This window comes from Sporichthyaceae bacterium, from assembly GCA_036269075.1.
GTDB lineage: Bacteria > Actinomycetota > Actinomycetes > Sporichthyales > Sporichthyaceae > DASQPJ01.
Genome location: DATASX010000045.1, coordinates 1 through 20,810, shown reverse-complemented (window position 1 = coordinate 20,810; position 20,810 = coordinate 1). Strand labels below are relative to the sequence as shown.

General features: G+C 68.8%; 22 protein-coding genes. 9 read left to right on the top strand and 13 right to left on the bottom strand.

What is annotated here, in order from left to right:
- Positions 1-172 precede the first annotated feature (172 nt).
- Entirely contained in the window at positions 173-1,906 is a 1,734-nt protein-coding gene (locus VHU88_08785; GenBank protein HEX3611766.1) for a class II glutamine amidotransferase, read from the top strand.
- A gap of 50 nt (positions 1,907-1,956) precedes the next feature.
- Here VHU88_08785 and VHU88_08780 read toward each other — a convergent pair whose 3' ends face one another.
- Positions 1,957-2,877, bottom strand: coding sequence for a LysR family transcriptional regulator (locus VHU88_08780; GenBank protein ID HEX3611765.1), 921 nt, complete (start codon positions 2,875-2,877; stop codon positions 1,957-1,959).
- Positions 2,878-2,947: 70 nt separating this feature from the next.
- Here VHU88_08780 and VHU88_08775 point away from each other — a divergent pair, with 70 nt between their 5' ends.
- The gene (locus VHU88_08775; GenBank protein ID HEX3611764.1) at positions 2,948-3,550 is read left to right on the top strand and encodes a hypothetical protein; all 603 of its coding nucleotides are present in this window, start codon (positions 2,948-2,950) and stop codon (positions 3,548-3,550) included.
- Positions 3,543-4,202 carry an alpha/beta family hydrolase gene (locus VHU88_08770; GenBank protein HEX3611763.1) on the top strand — a complete coding sequence of 220 codons (660 nt, stop codon included), beginning with the start codon at positions 3,543-3,545 and terminating at the stop codon, positions 4,200-4,202. The genes VHU88_08775 and VHU88_08770 overlap by 8 nt, the downstream gene beginning before the upstream one ends.
- Before the next feature lie 111 nt (positions 4,203-4,313).
- Here the strand turns inward: VHU88_08770 and VHU88_08765 are convergent, their stop codons facing one another.
- Positions 4,314-5,582, bottom strand: coding sequence for a low temperature requirement protein A (locus tag VHU88_08765; GenBank protein ID HEX3611762.1), 1,269 nt, complete (start codon positions 5,580-5,582; stop codon positions 4,314-4,316).
- A gap of 503 nt (positions 5,583-6,085) precedes the next feature.
- Here VHU88_08765 and VHU88_08760 point away from each other — a divergent pair.
- Both VHU88_08760 and VHU88_08755 read left to right on the top strand, forming a co-directional pair.
- Positions 6,086-6,259 (top strand): hypothetical protein, encoded by a 174-nt coding sequence (locus VHU88_08760; protein ID HEX3611761.1) that lies wholly within the window; start codon positions 6,086-6,088, stop codon positions 6,257-6,259.
- Between the two features lie 349 nt (positions 6,260-6,608).
- Complete coding sequence (locus VHU88_08755; GenBank protein HEX3611760.1) at positions 6,609-6,797, top strand: hypothetical protein; 189 nt, start codon at positions 6,609-6,611, stop codon at positions 6,795-6,797.
- Positions 6,798-7,006: 209 nt separating this feature from the next.
- Here the strand turns inward: VHU88_08755 and VHU88_08750 are convergent, their stop codons facing one another.
- A complete protein-coding gene (locus VHU88_08750) occupies positions 7,007-7,486 on the bottom strand; it encodes a transposase (protein HEX3611759.1) in 480 nt (159 codons plus the stop codon).
- Between the two features lie 362 nt (positions 7,487-7,848).
- On the opposite strand from VHU88_08750, the gene VHU88_08745 reads away from it, so the two are divergent.
- On the top strand, positions 7,849-8,409 hold the full coding sequence (locus tag VHU88_08745; GenBank protein HEX3611758.1) for a hypothetical protein: 561 nt from the start codon (positions 7,849-7,851) through the stop codon (positions 8,407-8,409).
- Positions 8,410-8,935: 526 nt separating this feature from the next.
- On the opposite strand, the gene VHU88_08740 is transcribed toward VHU88_08745, so the two are convergent.
- Entirely contained in the window at positions 8,936-10,021 is a 1,086-nt protein-coding gene (locus VHU88_08740) for a nitric oxide synthase oxygenase (protein HEX3611757.1), read from the bottom strand.
- 891 nt (positions 10,022-10,912) lie between these two features.
- On the opposite strand from VHU88_08740, the gene VHU88_08735 reads away from it, so the two are divergent.
- Complete coding sequence (locus tag VHU88_08735; protein ID HEX3611756.1) at positions 10,913-11,497, top strand: hypothetical protein; 585 nt, start codon at positions 10,913-10,915, stop codon at positions 11,495-11,497.
- A gap of 306 nt (positions 11,498-11,803) precedes the next feature.
- Here the strand turns inward: VHU88_08735 and VHU88_08730 are convergent, their stop codons facing one another.
- Positions 11,804-11,995, bottom strand: coding sequence for a hypothetical protein (locus VHU88_08730; GenBank protein HEX3611755.1), 192 nt, complete (start codon positions 11,993-11,995; stop codon positions 11,804-11,806).
- A gap of 40 nt (positions 11,996-12,035) precedes the next feature.
- The gene (locus VHU88_08725; GenBank protein ID HEX3611754.1) at positions 12,036-12,782 is read right to left on the bottom strand and encodes a DUF427 domain-containing protein; all 747 of its coding nucleotides are present in this window, start codon (positions 12,780-12,782) and stop codon (positions 12,036-12,038) included.
- Between the two features lie 221 nt (positions 12,783-13,003).
- Between VHU88_08725 and VHU88_08720 the strand changes: the two genes are divergently transcribed.
- Together VHU88_08720 and VHU88_08715 are read left to right on the top strand one after the other, a co-directional pair.
- Positions 13,004-13,240: a hypothetical protein gene (locus VHU88_08720; GenBank protein HEX3611753.1), complete on the top strand. Its 237-nt coding sequence runs from the start codon at positions 13,004-13,006 to the stop codon at positions 13,238-13,240.
- Between the two features lie 1,094 nt (positions 13,241-14,334).
- Positions 14,335-14,901, top strand: a complete 567-nt coding sequence (locus tag VHU88_08715; protein HEX3611752.1) for a hypothetical protein — start codon at positions 14,335-14,337, stop codon at positions 14,899-14,901.
- Positions 14,902-15,858: 957 nt separating this feature from the next.
- On the opposite strand, the gene VHU88_08710 is transcribed toward VHU88_08715, so the two are convergent.
- The 7 genes from VHU88_08710 to VHU88_08680 all read right to left on the bottom strand — a co-directional run bounded on the left by VHU88_08710 (position 15,859) and on the right by VHU88_08680 (position 20,559).
- Positions 15,859-16,602, bottom strand: coding sequence for a hypothetical protein (locus tag VHU88_08710; GenBank protein HEX3611751.1), 744 nt, complete (start codon positions 16,600-16,602; stop codon positions 15,859-15,861).
- Positions 16,603-17,720: 1,118 nt separating this feature from the next.
- Positions 17,721-18,032, bottom strand: coding sequence for a hypothetical protein (locus tag VHU88_08705; protein HEX3611750.1), 312 nt, complete (start codon positions 18,030-18,032; stop codon positions 17,721-17,723).
- Positions 18,033-18,623: 591 nt separating this feature from the next.
- Positions 18,624-19,004, bottom strand: coding sequence for a nitroreductase family deazaflavin-dependent oxidoreductase (locus VHU88_08700; protein HEX3611749.1), 381 nt, complete (start codon positions 19,002-19,004; stop codon positions 18,624-18,626).
- Between the two features lie 263 nt (positions 19,005-19,267).
- Positions 19,268-19,462, bottom strand: coding sequence for a hypothetical protein (locus VHU88_08695; GenBank protein ID HEX3611748.1), 195 nt, complete (start codon positions 19,460-19,462; stop codon positions 19,268-19,270).
- Positions 19,459-19,956, bottom strand: coding sequence for a hypothetical protein (locus VHU88_08690; GenBank protein HEX3611747.1), 498 nt, complete (start codon positions 19,954-19,956; stop codon positions 19,459-19,461). The genes VHU88_08695 and VHU88_08690 overlap by 4 nt, the downstream gene beginning before the upstream one ends.
- Positions 19,953-20,186 (bottom strand): metallophosphoesterase family protein, encoded by a 234-nt coding sequence (locus VHU88_08685; GenBank protein ID HEX3611746.1) that lies wholly within the window; start codon positions 20,184-20,186, stop codon positions 19,953-19,955. Before VHU88_08685 ends, VHU88_08690 begins: the two co-directional genes overlap by 4 nt.
- Before the next feature lie 166 nt (positions 20,187-20,352).
- Positions 20,353-20,559: a hypothetical protein gene (locus VHU88_08680; GenBank protein ID HEX3611745.1), complete on the bottom strand. Its 207-nt coding sequence runs from the start codon at positions 20,557-20,559 to the stop codon at positions 20,353-20,355.
- Between the last annotated feature and the right edge of the window lie 251 nt (positions 20,560-20,810).

Here is a 20,810-nt window from a genome sequence, read left to right as displayed (position 1 = left end):
GTCGGCCGACTCACTGCTTTCAGTTGCGTCAAGGATCAGCCGAAGGTGCACGCGCAAAGTCGGCGCCCCGGGCAGATTCGAACTGCCGACACCCGCCTTGGTCGGACGGTCGAGAACGTCGACCCTGCTGATCGGTTGGCGGGATACCCGCGCATCGCGACAGGATGGTCGGATGTGCCGCTTGGTGGGCTGGGTCGCCCGCGCTCCCACGACCCTTGCGGAGGTGCTCGGTGAGGCCGGCCTGGACGAGCTGGCCGCGTTGTCCCGTCAGCACGCCGACGGGTGGGGAATGGCCTGGTGGGAGGGCGACGAGCTGCGCGTGCACACTTCGCACTTGCCGGCGCACTCCTCGCCGGATTACGCCGCGGTGGCGCGGGACGTGCACACCGACGCTGCGTTGCTGCACCTGCGCTGGGCCACCCCCGGGATCGCTGTCGCTGCGGGGAACACCCATCCGTTCGTGGTCGACGACTGGGCCTTCGGGCACAACGGGGCCGTGCGCCCGGCGGCGGGCCTGCTTGACCTGCTCAGCCCGGACGAGATCGCCGCGCTGCGCGGTGACACCGACAGCGAGCGACTGCTGCATGTCCTGCTGGCCCGCGTGCGCAGCGACGGCCTGGACGACGGGGTGCGTCGCACCGTCGCCGACGTATGTCGGGACCTCACGCCGAGCAGCCTCAACGCGTTGCTGTTGGGCCGCGACGAGCTGACCGCCATCTGCTGTCACGGCGGGCCGGCCCAGGGCGATGCGCCGATCGCCGGGGCGCCGCCGGAGGACCAACCCGGCTACTTCGACCTGTGCAGGCGCCACGGCGACGGTGTCGAAGTCGTGGCCTCCGAACCCCTGGGGTCCGCGCGGTGGGACCGGATGTCCAACGGGACCGCGTTGATCGTGCCGCGCGGAGGTGACGCGCCGCGGACGGTCGGCGTGGGGCGGTTCTCGCCGGACGCGCTGGCGCGGGAACGGTCCCGTCGAGAAGCGGCGGCCTCCGTCCGCACGCGTAATGACCCCGAAACGGCCGGCGCACATGCTGGGCGGATGACGACCACGTTTCCGACAGCACGGGTGCGCGTGGGGTGCGACTTCTCCTTCGCCGTCCCGGCACCGATCTCCGCGGTGTTCCAGGTCGAGCCCCAGGACGAACCCCGACAACGGGTCCTCGAGCATTCGCTGTCGTTCGTTCCCGCGGGAACGCACACCGCGTACCAGGACACGTTCGGCAACAGATGCTCGAGGCTGAACATCCCGCCCGGATCCTTCGAGATTCACTACGAAGCCACCCTCGAGGTGCCCCGGACTCCGGACGACACCGACCCGGACGCACCCGAGATGCCGATCGGGGAGGTGCCCTCGGAGGTTCTGCTGTACCTGCTGCCGAGTGCGTTCTGCCTGTCCGACGTCCTGGTGAACGAGGCCTGGGCCCGCTTCGGCGGCCTGGCGCCGGGTTGGGGCCGGGTGCAGGCGATCGTCACCGCGGTCCACGAGCACCTGCTGTTCGGCTACGGGACCAGCTCACCCACCTACACCGCCGCGGACGCCTTCGCCGCCGGCCAGGGCGTGTGCCGCGACTTCGCGCACCTGGCGATCACTTTCTGCCGGGCGTTGAACATCCCGGCGCGCTACGTGTTCGGCTATCTGCCCGACATCGACATCCCCGTCGAACCCGTGCCGATGGACTTCGCCGCCTGGATGGAGGTGTGGCTCGGCGGGCGCTGGTGGACGTTCGACCCCCGCAACAACCGGGCCCGAACCGGGCGCGTGGTCATCGGCCGCGGCCGCGACGCCGTCGACGTGGCGATGGTGACGACCTACGGTGACGCACGCCTGCTGGCCATGACCGTCCAGGCCGAGGAAGCGCCAGGCTCATTCGGGACTGCCCAGAGCTTCGTCGGCTCATCGGGCTAAGTGGGTACCCGCGCTCGGGCCTGTCACGTCCAGGCCCACGGACTGCGGGGTCAGCGGCCCGAGGTACGAATCAGTTGCTGCAAGTGCGGCGGGTTGGTCAGTGCCTCGTTGGAGACCGCCTCGACGAATGCGGCCGTGATCGGGTCCGGCCGTACCCGGGTGTAGACGGACAATGAGCGCTGGATCGGCGGCTGCACGCGAGCCACGACGCCGTTGTACTCCGGCGGCACGATGTTTCCCGGAACCAGCGTGATGCCCAGCCCGACGCGCGCCAAGTTCAACGCGGATGGCGCTTGCTCAGTTCGCACCGCGGCACGCGGCTCGAAGCCCGCCCTCGCGCATGCCTCGTTCAGAACGTCACCGAGTCCGCTGGGCGGCGTGAAATGCACCCACTGCGTTTCGACCAGGTCTGCAAGTGCGACGGTCTGACCGTCGCCGGGCAACTGCGTTCCGGAGGCGGCTGCGATCACGAATTCCTCGGCCCCGATCTCGTGGATCGGTCCCTCCCAGCCGTCCGGTGTCGGACCGACAGCCAAGTCCGCTTGCCCCGCCTGCATCGCGGCGATCAGGTCGTCACTGCGCCTGAACTCGACGAGGCGTACCTGCACGTCCGGGTACTTCAGCCGCCAGGCCGCAAGGGCGCCGGGCAGCACCCCGACGCTGATCGAGTACAAGGTGCCGACGTGCAGTTCCCCGGCGTCGACACCGGATGCTCGCTGTGCCGCGCTCTGGGCGCGTTCGGCGTGGGCCAGGCTCGCCCGGGCGTGGGGCAACGCGGTGCGCCCGGCCGGCGTCAGCCGCACGCCCCGACCGAGGCGTTCCAGGAGCGGGCCGCCGAATTGGCGCTCGAGTGCCTGGATCTGATGCGACAGCCCGGGCTGGCTGACGTGGAGCCGGGCGGCGGCCGCGGTGAACGATTCCTCGTCGACGACGGCGACGAAGTACTCGAGTTGGCGCAGCGAGATCGTCATGCACCCAACTTATCGAAGTTAGACGATCTATCTGTTGGACATATGGGCCAGCCCTCGGCAGCCTCGAGGCATGAAAGCCGCCACCCGAGTCCTCGCGCTGCACGGCTACCACGGCAGTGCCCAGATACTGCGTCAACAGATCGCCCCGCTGTCAGCGGCACTGCCCGCCGACACCGAAGTGGTCCTCGTCGACGCCCCGTCGCTGTCCCACGGCGACTTCGGCTGGTGGCACGACGGTTTCCGCGGCTGGGAGCGCACCCGCGACGCGGTACTCGACCTTGCCGCGCAGGAACGCTTCGACGGCGTCTTCGGGTTCAGCCAAGGAGCCGCGCTGGCCGGGTTGCTTTGCGCGCTGCAACAAAGCGACCCGACGAACGCGTTGCGATTCAAGTTCGCGGTCATGGTCGGAGGATTCGCCGGCCACGAGCCGCAGCACGCCGCGCTCTTCGAGCGAAAGATCACGTTGCCCTCGCTGCATGTGATGGGCGCGTCCGACGGAATCGTGCCGATGAAGGACTCACGTGGACTGGCGGAGCGCTTCGACAACCCGGTGATCGTCCACCACGCGGGTGGTCACCTCATCCCGGCCGAGGCGGCCATCACATCCCAGGTGGCCCACTTCATGGCCGGCCGGGGAATCGTCGCCGCGGTGGCGGGAGGCCACGGTGCGTGAGCAGTACGTACAGACGCCGGTTGGCAAGGCACGGCTGGACTGGTTCCCGGCTGACGGGCGACAACGCGCGACGATCGTCCTCGGACACGGCACAGCAACAGGCGTCGAGGCAGCGGACCTGCAGGCACTCGCTCGCGTCCTGCCCACGGTAGGGATCTCGGTCGCGTTGATGAGGCAGCCCTATCGCGTCGAGCACAACCCTCGTGCGTCGGGCGAGGCGGCTCTTGATGAGGCGTGGCGGGCGATCTGGCCGGAAGCGGTCGCGGGCTCCAACACGACTCCGGTGATCGCGGGCGGCCGCAGCGCGGGCTCCCAGGTCGCCTGCCGAACCGCCGACGGACTCGGCGCGGCCGCGGTACTCGTCCTGGCCTATCCGCTGCTCGGGCCGGGAAGTCCGGCGGAACTGCTGTCGGTCCGGGTGCCGGTGCTGGTGGTCCAGGGCGGACTCGACCCGTTCGGGAGTCCGGAACAGTTCCCGGCGCTGCCCGAGACGATGCATCTGGTCGAGATTCCGGACACCAACCACATGTTTGCGCCGGCCGGATCGGCTCGATCCAGCAACCCGTTGCCGATGATCACGGACACGGTGGCAACCTGGCTCGGCCGCATCCTCCCGGGGTCAGCTCACCACCGAATCGGCCCCCCTGCCTGAATGTCGGTGCCGACCGGCACCATGCGTCGGGCGCGGACGCGCACGGCCCGACGACCGGTGGGACACGACTCGACCCTGCGAACCCGGCGACGCAGCGCAAGTGACGAACCGTCAGGCGCTCCCGAGCACGTCCCTGTCGGCCGCTGCCGGACCGTACCGAGGATCGGCTGTTGTTCCGCGGGCCGTGAGCTGGTTCCGGCCGGCGGGTGTGCCGGCCGAGCCTCGTGCCGTCGGCGAGTGCCGGCCCTCCTGCAACGAATCCGTCAGGGCCACGGCGACGAGCACCGCGGTCGAGCAGATGATTCCGCCTATCAACGCGAGCGGCCCGGTGACAAGGCCGAGGACCGCCAGGAAGATCACGCCGAACGGTCGGGACCGGGGCACGCGGCCCAGCGTCGCGCGGAGGAAGAAGGTCTGGGCGATCAGGAACAGGGCCGGCCCGCCGAAGGTGATGAGCGCGAAACCCGGCGTCGAGCCGTCGCGGGGGTGGGCGATCGCCAACTCGTCGCCGACCGCGATGCCGACGAGACCGAGCACCATCACGGTGAGCGTCCAGGTACCCAACCAGCCGACCGTGCCGGCCTGGTCGTCCTGCTCGGCCAACTCGACACCGATGCGCTCGGCGCGGTGGAAATAGCACCACCACAACGCGACGGTTCCGGTGAACCCGACCGACAGCGCGACCAGTCGCTCGGGTTCGAAGGGGGCGTGGGTGAACGCGCTGCCCATGGTCAACACCGTCTCGCCCAGCGCGATGATGAAGAACAGCCGGAACCGCTCGACGAGGTGCATGGCCGCGATCTCGGTATGGGCCAGGTCGATCGCGCGACCCCGTCCGGGCAACCAGTGCAGCCACGAGACTCCGACGTAGGTCACGACCACCGCGGCACCCCAGATCGTGAGTCGGAAGTCGCCGTCGCCGATCGCCCCGGCGATCCAGAGCGCTCCGGCGAGCACTTCCCACGTCAGGTCGTTGACGAAATGTGCGCCGAGCTGCTTCCCGCGCAGAACGACGATCAGGAATACCGAACGCGGCACCTGGATCAGCAGATAGCCCGCGACGAACAACCAGGCCCGCCCTTCGAAGGCGGCATGGATCCCGGCCGACATGAGCAGGCTGGCGAACATCAGCCCGATCAGCAGCAGCCGCACCGGCAGTCTGTCGGGGTCGAGCCAGTTCGCCGCCCAGGCGACCATGTACCACGCGTAGAGAACCGCCAGAGTCATGATCACGGTCTCGGCGCCGGTACGCACTACGACGTGATCGAGCAGGTGCTGCGACAGCTGACCGATCGCGAATACGTAGACCAGGTCGAAGAACAACTCGAGCGGGTGGACAGCCCGCTCGGCGCCCTGCCTGCGCAACACCGCGATCCGCACCGCCGAGATGCTAGTCGGGGGACGCGAAGAGGTCAGAGCTGGCCCGGCCGCCCGTAGCAGCAGAAGAACGGACCGACCTCGTGGGCGAGGGTCCCGGACCGGCGGATCGCACGCGAACAGATTGCTCGGCGGCATCGGCTCCTTGGCGAGGCACTCGTACGCCGCCGCGAAGTTGGTGTTGAATGACTTCGCCGTCGGCAGGCCCGTCGTGCCGGCGAGGGCCGCCGGCGCTTCGGGGATGGCGCTCGACGGTACCGCTACCACCAGGACATCGGACCCGGCGGCATCTCCGCCCTCACGTCCGAGCGCCGAGACCTGGTGCCCGGCCTGGGTCCACAGCCGCCGGAGCTCCATCCCGTTGTCGCTGGAACGACCGGAGCGGCCTTCGTCCCAGACACCTTCCACGACCGGGACCGCCGAGAGGCGCTTTGGCAGAAGGGCAACCGGCCCGGGCTCGACCAGGTGTCCTGACTCGGCCACGAAGGTCACTGACGGATCCAGGCGTGGCTTCCTCGGGGCACAACTACTTCGCGGGCCGCAAAGCCGATCCGGATTGCTGCGCAGCGGAGCCGGCCTTCGCCGATTCGCAGCCCATGGAATTCGGCTGGCGTCGCCTCGTCTCCCGTGGTTTGGTTGCGGGCGATGAAGAGGTCGGCCGGTCGTGCCAGGAGCGCTGAACGTGGGCGTCCTCTGCCGCATGGCGACACGGCCGCGGTGATGAGCGAGGGACTTCCGCTGGCGGTCGTCGACATCGACGGAGTCGTCGCGGACGTTCGGCACAGACTCCCTCTCCTGTCGGGCCGGGTGAAGGATTGGGACGCGTTCTTTCATGCGGCCGTCCTCGATCCGCCACATCCCGCGGGAATTGACCTCGTCCTGCGCTTGGCGCAGGACCATGACGTGGTGTTTCTGACCGGTCGTCCCAGCCGGATGCGGCGGGACACGCAACGGTGGCTGGACCGGTGGGGCCTTGGTGGGCACCCGCTTGTGATGCGCCCGGACGGTGAACGTCGACCGGCTGCTCGGATGAAGGTACGACTGCTCGACGGGCTGGCCAGGGGTCGGATGGTGGGTGTGGTCGTGGACGACGACCGGGCTGTGTTGAAGGCGATGCGGGAGGCCGGGTACCCCACCCTTCACGCGGACTGGGAGGACCGCTCGAGTGGCGATCAGGCGGCGCTCTTCGAGGCCCAGGAGGACGACGGGCGGACCTAGCAACGACTGGGCGCCTGTCGTCGTCGAAATCGTTCATCGGGCACAGCCGACTCGCGACTTCCCCAGAAGTGCGGCAGGACAAGGGTTCCGACGGTGTGTCCCGGCCTCCTGACCGCGATCTTTCGTGAGCCGGCGGGTGTCGTGCGGCCCGGCGGTCGGTGGCGCTGATCGGTTCGTGGTCGCTGTCGGTCTCCGGCGCCGGGTTCGGGTCAGGGCCATCGTTGGTTCGGGCGCAGGATCTTGCGGCGGCCGGTGGTGATCACCCGGGCGGCGACGGTGACAAGCCGTAGGCGCAAGCGTTTGGGTTCCCAGCGATGGGCGGGTTCGCCACCCCAGGCCGGCAGCCGGGTCCAGACCAGCAGCTCGGTGGCGAGGCGGGTCGGCTCGAGCCAGATCTGGTTCGTCGCGAAGGACTGCAGCGGCAGGCCGCCGGCTGTCGGCGGGGATTCATGTCCTAATTCGCGCCCAAATCGCTTGCAGGGATGGGAACCCGCAAGTCGGACGAGGTACGGCGACGTCCGGTAAGTCCGCCGCGAAGGCTTGCCAGGTTTCGAATCCTGGACCTGCCACCGTGTCCGCGGACACGCCTCCGATCGAGCCGTGAGAACCCTCGGGATGTGGGCAGGATTCCGACGAAGCGCGAGGCGTCGTGTCGCGGGAGCATGTCGGGCCGGTGAACAGTTCTGCACCGCGCGGCCTGCATCGTCGGTGGTCGGAACCAGCCGGCGACACGCCGCGTGCCCCCTTCTGCCGCACCTGGAGGCCGGGCCTCGGCGGCCGGCCGGCGGAAGCTGCTGCTGTCGTGCGCTTGGGCCGCGGGTTCGCCGTAGCGCCCGTCACGACGGCCCGGACGCCTTGCCCTCGGTGTGCGGAAGGTTTCACCAGGCCGTGCCCTGAGCACCGGCCGCGAGTGGAAGCGTTGTCGAGAAGGGACACCCGGTGGGCGAGTCAGGGCGCCCGGACGGCAACCCTGCCCGGCCCCGGCTCTCAGGTGCAGGCCTTGCATCGGGGAGCCGGGGCGTCTCGGTGCACGGTTCGAGGGAGCGTCCTCTTGTCGGAACTGTGGACGGCGACCGGCGACCCCACGCTCGCGGTGCGGACCGACCGGGTCCGGGAACTCGGCCGGTTACTGATCGACGACCCCTACTGGGAACGGCACATGTATAGCGCCGGTGCCCTCGCGGTCACCGACGAGCGGATCATCGAGCACGTGCTCGGGATCCAGTTCCACGCCGACGCCGTCCGCGCCAGTCTGTTGGCCCGGACCGATCTCGACCCGGCCCGCCGGGAGCACGCCGAAGTTCTGACCGATGCGATCGAGACCGACCGCAGGATCCACGCCCCCGCCCGCCGGGCGCTGTTCGACGAACTCGCGGCCGCCTACCTCAGCCCCGGACCTCGTTATCCGCAACTGAGCCGCGCCCGCGCCGGTCGCGTCCTGGCTGAGATCGCAGCCGCCCTGATACCGGACCGGGACCTGCCCCGGCTCGTGGCGGTGACCTTTCCCGGCATGGCCACCGCATTCCTCGCCACGCCACAGGTGGGGATCCGCCGCGACGACCTGCCGGAAATCGTCGCCCGGCGATTGCGGGGCACCGGTCCGCGGACCTGACTCGCCCCCGCCTGGGCCCGGCGCTGCGGACCACACCCGACGAACCTCGATCACCGCACCGGGCCGGCTCGGCAGCCCGGTCGCCAGGGGAGTCTCAGCGTCGACCCGGCACAGAAGTGACAGTACGTCAGACGACGGTTGCGACTGTACCTGCCGGTGCGACCGGTACCGCGTCTTGATCGCAGCGCAGTCTTCACAGGTGGGAAGTGCCCCGGAAACACGTCGCGGGCACCGTGGATCTGCGGCGGCCATCCGGGAGCAGGCCGCCGCTGCCCGCCGTGCCACGCGGGCGCGGTCGGCGCAGGCGGACCGGGGCCCGCCTGCGCCGCAGGTCGGATGGGGGGAGCGTCGATGGGACGTACACCCCCATCCGACTGAGGAAGTCGTGTGCCGGCGACGACGCCGATCCGGCTGGCGCCAGTAGCGGGCCCGGCGGTGGTGTTCGGCCGCTGCTCCGCCGTCACACGTTTGTGAACAAGTGCCACCGGATGGCGGATGCCGGATGGGTGACTCGGGCAGGGTGCGCTCAGTCGTGGAAGGCCGGGCAACCGGAGCCGCGCGGGACGAAGGCGGGAGAGCGCTCGCGTGGGTCGTAGTAGCGGTGGAAGACCCCGGTGGTGGCGGGCGACATCGGTGGTACCAGCCAGGACCAGTCACCGGGGGTGGGGCGGCCGTCGCGCTGTTCCTTGTCCAGATGGGCGAGGAACCGCTTGGCCTCCGTGTGGTGATCGACGATGGTGACTCCGGCTCGTTCGAAGGAGTGCAGCACCGCAACGTTCAGCTCGAGCAGGGCACGGTCCTTCCACAAGGTTCGCTCGGAGCGGGTGTCGAGTTTCATCTTCTCGGCGATGCGGGGGAGCATGTCGTAGCGGTCGACGTCGGCGAGGTTGCGGGCCCCGATCTCGGTTCCCATGTACCAGCCGTTGAACGGGGCGCAGCCGTAGGTGACCCCACCGATGACCAGGTCCATGTTCGAGATGGCCGGAACCGCGTACCAGCGCAGTCCCAACCCGGTGAACCACCACAGGGTCGGATGCGTGATCGGCACCTCGAGCGCCGCGTCGGTCGGTAGCTTTTCGCACAGCACGGTGCCGTCCGCGGACTCGACGATCAGGGGCAGCAAGTCGAATCTGGTCCCTGCTCCGCGCCAGCCCAGCTTCTCCACCTGGCCGGTCAGGCCGACGGTCAGTGGATCGCCAACCCGCCCGACGTCCGGTACAGACCAGCCGGCGTAGCGCACGAGTTGGTCGTTGTGGATCCGCGGACCGACCAGTTGCGAGGTGTCGGGGGCGAAAACGGTGATGATCGGGCGGATCTTTCCGCCGTTGTTCGCCAGCCGCAGATGCTCGACACACTCGTCGAAGACCTGCCGTGCCTCCGAGACGTGCCGACGGTCGCGCACCATCAGGCTGCGCCAGTAGAGCCGGCCTATGCACCGGGTGTTGTTCCGCCACGCCAACCGCGCACCGTGAGCGAGTTCCTGCGCAGTGTGCACGTACGTGCCGGTCGCCTCGATCTGCGCACGCACTTCGTCGACGCGTGGTCCAGGTTCGCCAAGTTCCGGCCGCTCGGCGTACAACAACCTCAGGAAACGTTCCGCCTCCGCGAACACCAGCCCACCCCCGCTCCCACGGTACGCGCCCACTCCGCCCCGCGAGGCCTTACACGCATCGTGGGCACCAACGTGGTTGCGAAGGCGGCCTGTTCCTGACAACCCATGGTCGACGGTGCTCGCGCTCATGCAGCCCGGTCCGGGGCGCATCGGCCCTCGAACCGCCTCCACGCAAGGACGGTGGACCTGGGCCGGCCCGCGGCCGGTCCCAGGCAGCAGCGGTTGGCGGTTGTTCACGACTACGAGATTCATCGGTAACCAGGGGGGTCGACGCGTGCGAGGACCATCTGCCGATGGCCTCACGGCGGTCTGATTGGGGAGTTAGAACAGTGGCCCGGCGGCGAATTCTCGTGGTAGGCGTCGTGATCGTGCCCGTAGTTCTCGGCCTCGGTTCCCTTTACCGTTTCGGCGATTGGGCGCCCGGGCCTTCCTCGCCGACCGAACGCGAGGTCTGTGAGGCCGACGGCGGCCACGAGGGCGACCTGTTCCTGATCCACCGCTGCGCCCCGGGCCGAACGCAGCCGAGTGCCGGTTGACGTCTCCCAGGTCCGAGAAATCTGCCGGGAGCGCAAAAGCTGAGGAGTGCCTCTCGGTGCACGCCGGCGGCGATCTGCTGACCGGACGACCTGACGGTAAGTCAGTGATTTCCTCTCCTCCTCACAGGTTCCGTACTGCGTGCAATCCGCGTGGCCCGGGGGCCTGACCGATCTGACCGGTAGTCACTTCACGGTGCGGACGCAACACGTCGACCGCACCTGTAGTCGCAGGGAGCCCACCCAAGAGGCTTGTCGGGGAGTTCCAGGCTCCTGATGCGTCGTTTGGTGACACCGGGGCGCGGGTAGGGGCGGCGCGATTCGGATCCGCACGCCCGGCCCGGGGAGGGGCGAACACATGACCCGCAGCCTTCGAGCACGGCGACACTGTCGCGGTGGCGGTCTCGTTGTCGGTGTCCTGGCAGTCGGCCTGATCCCTCTGCCGCAGGTCACGGCGCAGGGCGGCGCGGGGTGTGGCACCAAGCTGACGGATTGGCTGGATCCGGGCGGTACAACCACTTACATCGGCAACAGTGGCACGGGCAAGGACCGCAACACGGCCTACACGATCGTCTTCAAGGGCGGGAAGGTCACCAGCACGCCGGCCCGTGCCGGGGAGCCGGATGCCACCTCGGTCGCCTACCGCTTCTACAACTTGCCAAGTGGCACGCGGCTCGCGTGGGAGAACCCGCTGCCCAAGGACGTGCAGGGCCGGGACGAGGGGGCCTTCCAGTTCGAACTGAAGCACCCCACATGCGCACACGGCGGAGCTGCGGTGACGGAGGCCGTGGCGACCGTCGCCGTCCCGGTCAGGGATTCCGACGATGCGGCCGGGCCCTTCTACTGCGACACGGCCTACCGGGTCGGCAAGGGATCGAAGAACCCATCCGCCCCGCCCCAGGGCGTCTGCGCCCCAGCCCAGCCCGGACCCCCAGGCCGTTGACCCGACCGCCGCTCCCCGGCACGGGGCTGACAGGCAGCGCCCGCGCCCCGTTTCGCCTGCACGGAATCGGCCCCACCCACAACCTCCCGCGGCACAGGCGAACCTTCAGGCAGCAAGCGAAGACGCTTTGCGGTCCTACGGCCCGGTCGATTTCGTCGCGGCGGTCGCCGCGGCCGGCGATAAGCGCTACGCCGAGGATTGTCGGTCAGGACAGCCACACCTCACCGCAGGCCCTCGCCAGAACATAGAAACGCGTCACCCAGGTCCGTGGGCACTACACCTGGGGCGGCAGCGCGACCGGCAGTGTCAGTCTTCATCCGGGAAGCGTTCTTGCCGGACCTCTCCGTAGATCCCGACGAGCACCTCCAGGACATGGCCGAAGAAGACGGCGAACCGGAAGAAGCCCACCAGTCGAAGCGTCGCGCCGTACCGGATCTGTTCAATGTCGATCGATTCGGCTTCTGCTTCGGGGCTGGTGGCCTGGGTCGGGTCGGTCACTCGATCTGACGCATCGGGTGCGAGTCCCGGAGTCCGAGCTTCAGGTGAAGTGGGTGCGCGGCCGCGGTTGCAGTTCCCCGTCCAGGTACAGGTCGATCTTCTCGTTGTAGAAGCAGGCCAGCCCGGCGATCTTCTGGCTCTCCGGCAGCGGGGACCGGTAGGTCCAGACGAAGTCGGGGTGGGTCGCCGCCCCGAGGTCGAGATTCCAGTAGTCGGCCGTGCCCTTGTACGGGCATTGCGTCCGCGACCGGGACGGGGTCAGGAGGTCTTGTCGCAGGTCGGTCAGGGGCAGGTAGTAGCGGGCCGGTAGGCCCGTCTCGAACAGGATGCGCGGCTGATCTGATTCAGCGACGGTGATCCCGTCGACCTCGATGCGGACGTGGCGGGAGGAGGCGAGCACGTCGACACGGGTGTAGGGGTCCCGGGGGTGCACGTACACGGGTTCGTCCTCCTCGAACCAGTCGTGCATGGCCGCCCAGTCGAGTCTGACCAGGTCGCGCAGTTCCTCGATGGGGGAGTCCGGGTAGCGCAGCGCCGCCTCGGGCGCGGTGTTCGACCCGACCCGCACGTCGTAGCGTTCGCCGGCACCACGGGAGGGGGAGTGCTCGCTCTTCCCGGTCGGCTCGAGGCCGGCGTGGACGTCGCCGCCGGGGAAGTAGTAGGTCGGGTATTGGGGTCTCTCCCAGACCATCCTGGTGGCGCGGGAGTCGACAACCAGTTGACCGCCGAGGTAGGCGCGCACCCGCTTCGCGCTGACCTCGACCCGAACCCGTCCACGCTGCTCCACCGCAGCCTCCCATCCCAACCCCGACCACCGCACGACCAGTCGAGCCACGCCGCAGAAGCCTGCCCCTGGACCGTGACACGGAAATCATCTTCCTCGGTCAGGCAACCGCGCAGCCTGCCGAAAAGGTCTGACTCGCCCGGGTCGGCGATCCGGTGGTCCTGGGATAACGTAATGCTCCGCATCGAGGACCTAGCCTCGCTGCCCGCGGGGGCGGAGTACCTGTGGCCGCGACCGAGGGGCCGGAAGCCGAGCTCCCCCGGGTGGTTCGCGTCGATCCGCTCTTCGACCGGGTCCCGAGGCAGAACTGGAGCCAGACGAAGACGGTCGTCGCCCTGCTCACCGGTATCGCGCAGCGCCTCGGCTACGTCGACTCCTCGATCGGCAGGTCGGCGACCTGGCGGGCGAAGATCGAACCGTTCACCTGGGCCTCGCCCGGGCGGTCCGCCCGACGCCACTGAATTGCAGGAGACCCGCGTGTTCGCCTCGAACGTTCCCAGCATCAGCGGGAAGCCCGAGGCATCGGTCAGCAGCCGCTCGTGATCTGCGGGATCCAGGCGGCGCTCCTTGGGGCATCCGGTTCACCGTAGCCGTCGGCGGCAATGGGTCCTGAAATACAACGGAAACGCGGCGTGTCGGGCCAGCCACGCCGTTCAGGCCGCGCCGTTCATTGGCTATTGTCTTGACGGCCGCGCAGTCTGCGGTACAGGGTGAATCTGTAATCGTTCCCAGACCCCGGACGACTTGGCGTGAGGATTCTGTCCCCGTTGGCCTTGAACAGGTCGACGTCGTTCGGCAGCGGATAAAGATTCACGGGTCCACAGAATCTTCCGTATTCCTAAAAGTATTCACCATGTCAGATCGGAGCTTTTTCGGATATCACGGATGACCACGGCAACAACTCGCGGCAATGAGCGCGAGTATCAGTCCGATCAAGGGCCGGGCGAGACACCGGGACGCGGCTCGCGGAACGCCTTGTTCGTGAGCGGGTAAGCCACGTCGTCGAGGACATTCAGCGTCGTGTGGTTGTGGCTTCGGTCAAGAGGCTGCAGAACACACACGTCGGGGTGCAGAAGCGCATCCAGCCGGGCGGACCAGGTTCGGTTGGCCCAGCCAGGCGGTTGGCAAGGTGGTCGCAAGGACCCGAAACAACCTTCTGGCTGACAGATCATCAGGACGATGCGTGAAAGTCCGCGGTCCGGAGATATCGACTTTGCTCCGCCAGATCAGCATGGTGAGACCGCGTCAGAAAGTTTAGCTGCGCGCTCAACCTCGAGGAGTTCGCCATGTCGGTGGGGTTTCGGCCCCGTGTCGGGAGGTGGTGATGGTGATGAATCCACTGACCGGTGCGGGGACGATTTACGATTGGTCATCTCCAGGGTGGCGTGCAGATACCTGGCGGGTCTATAAATCGTCTGCGCGAGGCTAGTGGCCGCCGGGACCGTGTCTCCTGACAAACGGATGATCCCGCGCCCGCCGCACAGTGCGTCGCGATGTTGATCGCGATCTGTCCGGAATCAGCAAACAATAAATCAAACAGAATGAGGTAACCGGCATGACTTCTCCACAGTCCACGAAGCAGTCCACCGACCGGGACGACCGGGGTCATGACGAGAGCACGTTGGTCCGCATGGCGACCAGCGAACTGCAGCGCGACCTGCAGCGGGTAGAGGACCAGTGCCGGCAGGCGCAGCAGGATGCGCAGGGCTCACGGCAGCTGGCCCAGCATGCCCGTGGTGCGGCGCAGCAGGCGCAGAACCAAGCCCGCGAGGCGCAGAACCAGGCGCAGCAGGCCCAGGGGCAGGTGCAGCAGACTCAGATCCAGCTGCAGCAGGCGCACAACCAGGCCCAGCAGGCGCAAAGCGAGGCCCAGCAGGCCAACCAGCGCGCCCAGCAGGCCCAGGGGCAGGCGCAACAGGCCCAAACCCAGCTGCAGCAGGCGCAGAACGACGCGCAGCAGGCCAACCAGCGGGCCCAGAGCGCCCAGGAGCGCGCTGATCAGGCCAACCATGAGGCCCAGCAGGCCGAGGACCAGGCCATGCAGGCCCACAACCAGGCCCAGCAGGCCCAGACCGACGCCGGGCAGATCCGCGTGACCGCCCGGCAGCTGCAGCGCGCGTAACGCTTGCTACCGACGCTGGACTCAGCCAACTCACCCGGGGCGCAACAGCTAAGACGTGCCACGCGGTGTCGGGTCACACGCAAGGTGTGCATGACTCAGCCTTGTCCAGCGTCTCGATGAACGGGAGACCATTCCGCTCACCGCCCGAACACACGTAAGGATCCAGGTCGCACGGCGCCGAACCAGCGTCGGACGACCTGGGCCTTACGTGATCCAGCCGGAACGGCGCCTTCCGGGTCGCCTCGGGCAGGTCCCGGTAGTGGGTGTCGCGCGGCGAGCTTGCCGCCACCGTGTTCCGGCCCACGCCGGCCGCTTACGGGCGAACACATGCTTCCCGGACCCCTTCACCGTCACCACAACGAACCCCCATCTTTCCCTGTTGCAGAAGCCGATCCGGGGATCCTCACCCGAGCGACGCCCGGGCGACGGTGACTCGCCCTTGTTCACCCACCCGTCCCCGGACCGTCATCACCCCGCACCGCACCCCAGATCCGCGGGCGCTTCTCGGACGACCCGCGCGGCAAGCGCACGACACCACCTGACGTAGAGTCAGAAACAGGTCGCTGCGCGTTCGCGCCTGTGAGGTGGTTCCCGACCTTGCCGCCACGCCGCAGGGCCCCGCACAACCGACGAGGACCTGCTGTCGGGTTCTGCAAGGCCCGCCGGTGTGCGGTCCTGTGCACTCTGCCCGCTCCGCGAGGCGCAGAACCCACCCTTTTCACACCCGAGTTCGTGATGACAATTATGGTCATGACGATTGAGCCGTTGGCGGACGTGAAGGCGAACCTGTCCAGGTACGTGGACGCGGCTGGGTCGACGAACAGGAGCGAACTGTCGGGGTCGCTCTATCGACACCGGTCCGATGCCTACCGGAGCACGTAGGTGTCGCCGCGTTCCCGGATTAGTCAGCACTGACTGGTTCCTGACGAGATTCCCCGGCTCACGCGACGGGCTTTGTCATCCCGGCAGCCGGCGCAGGTGCCGGGCGAGGAACCGGGCGGTGTCCTCCCCCTCGAAAGCCGGGACGCCGGTGTGCCCGCCCAGATTGGCGTGCAGCGTCTTCGCCTGCGACCCGAAGGCGTCGAACAGGTCCAGGGCCCCTTGCCGGTCGTTGCCTTCGTCGTCCCACTGCAGCAGGACGTGCAGGGGAATGGTGACCTGCCGGGCTTCCTCGTACATGGCGCGGGGTACGAAGCTTCCGGCGAACAGAGCGGCGGCGACGACGCGCGGCTCGACGAGCGCCAGCCGGATGCCGATGGCGATCACACCGCCTGAATACCCGACCGGGCCGCCGATGTCGGGCAGCGAAAGGAGGGCATCCAGGGTGGCCTGCCATTCCGGGACCGCCGTCTCGACCAGCGGGAGGACGAGCCGTTCGACGATCTCCGCGACCGGGTGGCCGGTCGCCAGCGCCGCGCGCAGGTCGGCGCGGGCCTGCTCGGCGTCGGCCGAACGGGGCCGGTCACCGCTGCCGGGCAGCTCGATGGTGGCCGCGGCGAAGCCGTATTCCGTGGCGGCGTGCCGGGCCCGGGCCGCGAGCCGGGGGTACATCTTTCGCAGTCCGCCGGGGTGGCCGAGCAGGACCAGTGGGGCCGGAGCGGGTGCGGGGCCGGGCGTCCAGAGGATGCCGGGGATCTCGCCGAGGGTGAATCCGCGTTCGAGGACGCCGTCCTCGAGGGGCTGTTCGGAGGTGAATCGCATGGTCGTGCCTTTCGGGAGCGCTGCTGGGATGGCGCTCCCGGACGACCTATCGTCCGACCGTGATCCCGCTGGGGAGCACCCACGTCGATTCGTTCACGGGTACCACCTCCTCGTTGTCCAAGCTCGGTCACCGAGAAGTTAGCAGCGCCCGCCCCGGCCCGCCCAGGTTTTACCGAAGGTGCGAGCCTGTGCCGGACGCGACTCCTCGGCGGGAGTCGGATGCGATCTGAGGGCCCGTCACCGGAACGCTCGGGGATCGCCGCAGCCGTCGAGGTACCGGGTGGAGGGTGCGGGGATCGGTTCACCGGTCGCTTCGGCTGGACCGACCGGACCTCGGGTCAGCCTCCGGCGGTCCACACGAGGGAATCCATTGGCTTGCGCGAACGGTGACGCACGTCCGCCTCGGGCCGTGCCCTCCCGGGCGGGGTGGGGACACGCCCAGGTGCCAGGGTTTGGTGACGCTGCGTCAGTCGACGGTGGACAGTACAGGTGGTCGACCGTGACTGATCGGGCATCAGATTTGTGCCGGCCGGACGTCCCCGCGGTGTCCGAAGGGATGAGACCGGATGTCCGACGTTTGCCCGATTCTCCCCGGTGGTGCCGGGGGAGGAGGCTTTGTCCCGGCGGCGCGGGCTCGGGTCCCGGACCGTCTGCGGGGGTGGACCGGATGTTGCACAGCGGTGCGGGTCATTCCGCCGGCTGGGTGGTCGTCGTGATGTTGCTGTTGCGGATCGGGCTGCGGTTCGGTTGGCGTGCCGGCCGCCGCCGGCGCCGTAAGCCCTGAACGGTCACGCGGCGCCGATGTGCCGGGTGCGCCCGGCCGGCAGGTGATCGGGCCGAGGCCGACGACCTCACGATCAGGCTCGCGATCCGGCTTTCGGTCCTGCACCTGGTCCGGCACGGATCGGGCAGGCACTGTTCGCCCGTTGCCACGTGTGCAGGACCGGTTCCATCTCGATGCGCGGACGGGTCGGCGCCCGGTCGGGTTCGGCACGTCGTTCGACGACAACCGACTGCATCGGTCCAGGATCGGCCGACCTGGCCGGACGCGGGCACCGGCGGATTTCCCGCCGGTGCCCGCGTCTGCCGGTGATGCGTAGAGCCTGGTCGAGGGTCGGTCAGTCGCAGGTGGGGTTGTCGAGGTCGTAGTAGCCGTAGTAGTACGGGTTGCAACCGCCGTCGTAGCCACCGCCGTAGTAGCCACCGCCTCCGCGGTAGTGCCCGCCGCCACCGCGGAAGTGCCCGCCACCGCCGCCGCGGTAGTGCCCGCCGCCACCGTCGTGGTGGTTGGCCGGAACCATCGCTGTCACGGCCTGGCTGGGCACCGTGGCCGCACCTGCAGTGCCGACGCCGGCAGCCAACGCGGCACCGGTCAACACAAAGGCAGCGGCCAGTCGACCGGCCGACATACTGCTCCGACGCAGATTCATTCTCGTTTCCTTCCTGTCGGCACCCGGCCCGGTCGCGCCGTGTAATGCCTCAACCCGACTGACTTACCGACCGGTCGGTAGTCCATGCGATGAGGATCGCCCAGGATCAGTCGGATGAAAAGGCCGACAAGGTTAACGATTCGGTCGAAATCGGTGCGGCTGCGGCAGCCATCGGACCGTTGGCGCTGCCGTTCGCGATCGTCGGGTCGCCTCCCAGGAATGGTGCAATGGCCTGCTTCACCCGAGCCATGACGGACCGTCAGATCCACAGGGCTGCTCCCGCCGGCCGCAACACCTCGTACTCGTCCAGCCAGCCGGCCCCCCGGCGAGAAAGCCGCAGCACTTACGTAGCGTCAGATTCGACCTGCCTGGCCTCGCGCATGGCCAAGCCGAGGTGATACATCTGCACCGGCTGAGGCAAAGCGCGCAACCCAGGGCAGTGGTGGCGGTGTTGACCGCGGGAAGCGGGCTGCTCGGGCCTCCGCTACTCCGCCGACCCTGGACCCCCAATCCCCATCGACCGGCGCCTGGGCCCGACTTCACCACGACCTGCTCGACTGCCTGCCGGCAGAGGCAGTGCGCGCCCGTAGGTCAGCGGACTGCGGTGGTCTCCAGGTACTCGCGGACCCCGATGAGGGTGAACAGCAGGCGCGCGACCCACGGCAGGTCGCGTCCCCGCTCGGGTCCCAGGATGCGCGGGTCGCTCAGGTGCACGGTCCGGCCGCGGGCACGAAGTTCAGCGCCTCCTGCCGCGCGGAGGTTGCGCAGCCAGTCCACGCGGGACCCGTAGGCCAGGGCGAACACGTAACCGTCTGCGGTGGCGATCGCGAACACGGGGGTGCGGTACTCGCGTCCGGACCTCGAACCCCGGTGCACGATCACACCCATGCCGGGAGCCCGCGGTGCAAGGTGTCGGGCGATCGGGTTCACCGTTACCCGGTTGGCCCGCGCAACCCACCGCGGCATCACCATCGGCTGCCCTCGTCTCGATCCGACCGGATCCCGTGGACCCTTACGGTAGGGCCTGCCCAGACCGCACTCGGCGACGGTTCAGGTCTGGGGCAACTGGCCCACCACCATGGCGACCCACGTGTCGACGAACTCCTCGTCGCCGACGGCGATCGGGTCCCGGCGCCGAGTGAGGCATCGACGTCCCCTCGGGCGGTTCGTCCGCGGCCGGTTGTGGTGAGCACGCCGTTACGGCGGCGGCGGCCGGCGGGACCGCCGGGGTGGGGTCAGTTCGTCCAGAGCTGGTCGAGGGCCAGTTGCTTCTGCTGGCGCGAGCGTTGCAGGGCCCCGGAGGTCAGTGCGATCTCCAGCAGCTGCTCGAGCAGTTCAACGCGCTGGGTGGGGGTCAGCGCCGCGACCGCGGCGGCCTGTGCCTCAGCTGCCCCCTCGAAGGTGGCTGCCTCCCATGTCGGTTCGGTCACGGGCCGGCCTGGTCCTTGAGCCGTTGGAGGGCTTCGATGTCGGCGAGGTCCTGCGTGCGGCCGGCTGCGCGCTTCATGGTGATCAGGTCCTCGATCGAGGCGACCAGCACTGTCCGGTCGCCGACGCGGGTGGGTACGGCGGCCGCGAGCAAGTGTTCGAAGTCGATCGGGTAGGCCACGAACACGTCGACCTCGCGGGCCGGCTGTTGCGGGTCGTGGAAGGACAGCACCTGCATGTGCTTGGTGTCGATCCACTCCTGGCGCACGGCCGGGTCCGCGAAGTCGTCGGGCCGGACGGGGACTCGGGGGAGCAACCCGAGTCCGGTCAGCGACTGCATCGCGCGTGCGGCCGGTTCGGGGGCGAGGTCCACCACGAGGTCCAGGTCCACGGTCATGCGCACATGGCCGCTGAGCACGACTGCCATGCCACCGACGATGACGAAGCGCACGCCGGCGACCTGCAGCGACTCATACACGTCGTCGTAGCGACTCACTCCTGGAGCCTAGGGCTTCGACCCGGCGTCCACCCGGACCTCGCCCGCAGGGTGCGCGTCAGCCGCTGGTAGTTGTGCACGTGCCGCGCGATCACCAGATCCGGCCGCCGACTCGACGCCGCGGTCGCCTCGTCCAAAACCTTGATCATGCGCGTGGACCCGGAACGGTGGTCGTCCGCGGAGTACGGCGGGTGGTGCAGGGCCACGATCAACGGCACATCCGTCGGCACGGCCTTCAACTCGCCGATCGGCCGAGTCGGCCCGGGGTGCTTTGGGGCTCCCTCGCCCTACGTGCGTTCCGCTGCGGCGAGGACAGGCCCGGGTGCAGCTCGGAAACCAGCCGGAACTGGGAGTGCTGGTCGCCGGTCTGCCGGTGGAAGTACACACAATCGCCGACTACATCGAGAAATGCGGGTGCGGTGCCGGGTTGGCCTTCGGGTCGACGTCGGCCTCCATCCCGGTGTCTGACGCTCCGTCATGTCTCAGCGACGTCCCGGCCTTGGTCGGCCCCAAGCTCTGCTCGTACCAGAACGCGTCTTTCGTACGCCGTCGGGGCGCAGGTCCGGTACTGAGGATCGCCACGTCGCCACGCCCGCGGGTCACCCTCGAACGGCGTGGCGACAGCTTCTGTCTGCACGACTGCGAGCACTGGGCGAGGCGGGCCTTCCCGATTCGGCGGGGTAGCGGGTCACTCGGGTGGACAAGGTTTACGCCGGTGCTCGCGCGGTCGTGACAGCGACCGGGCGAAGCGGAAGACTACGGGCATGGGAACCAGGGACGGCGCCGACGGTGATCCGGTCGCGGCACTGCACGACACCGAAGCGGAATCCGGCGACGAGGAGGAACTGCAGGAC

What these genes read in the sequence shown, in the direction of transcription:
- VHU88_08755 (HEX3611760.1), top strand. Translation starts at nt 6,609, where the DNA reads ATGAAGGTACGACTGCTCGACGGGCTGGCCAGGGGTCGGATGGTGGGT.
- VHU88_08710 (HEX3611751.1), bottom strand. Translation starts at nt 16,602, where the DNA reads ATGCGATTCACCTCCGAACAGCCCCTCGAGGACGGCGTCCTCGAACGC.
- VHU88_08715 (HEX3611752.1), top strand. Translation starts at nt 14,335, where the DNA reads ATGACTTCTCCACAGTCCACGAAGCAGTCCACCGACCGGGACGACCGG.
- VHU88_08780 (HEX3611765.1), bottom strand. Translation starts at nt 2,877, where the DNA reads ATGACGATCTCGCTGCGCCAACTCGAGTACTTCGTCGCCGTCGTCGAC.
- VHU88_08775 (HEX3611764.1), top strand. Translation starts at nt 2,948, where the DNA reads ATGAAAGCCGCCACCCGAGTCCTCGCGCTGCACGGCTACCACGGCAGT.
- VHU88_08735 (HEX3611756.1), top strand. Translation starts at nt 10,913, where the DNA reads ATGACCCGCAGCCTTCGAGCACGGCGACACTGTCGCGGTGGCGGTCTC.
- VHU88_08700 (HEX3611749.1), bottom strand. Translation starts at nt 19,004, where the DNA reads ATGGTGATGCCGCGGTGGGTTGCGCGGGCCAACCGGGTAACGGTGAAC.
- VHU88_08705 (HEX3611750.1), bottom strand. Translation starts at nt 18,032, where the DNA reads ATGAATCTGCGTCGGAGCAGTATGTCGGCCGGTCGACTGGCCGCTGCC.
- VHU88_08785 (HEX3611766.1), top strand. Translation starts at nt 173, where the DNA reads ATGTGCCGCTTGGTGGGCTGGGTCGCCCGCGCTCCCACGACCCTTGCG.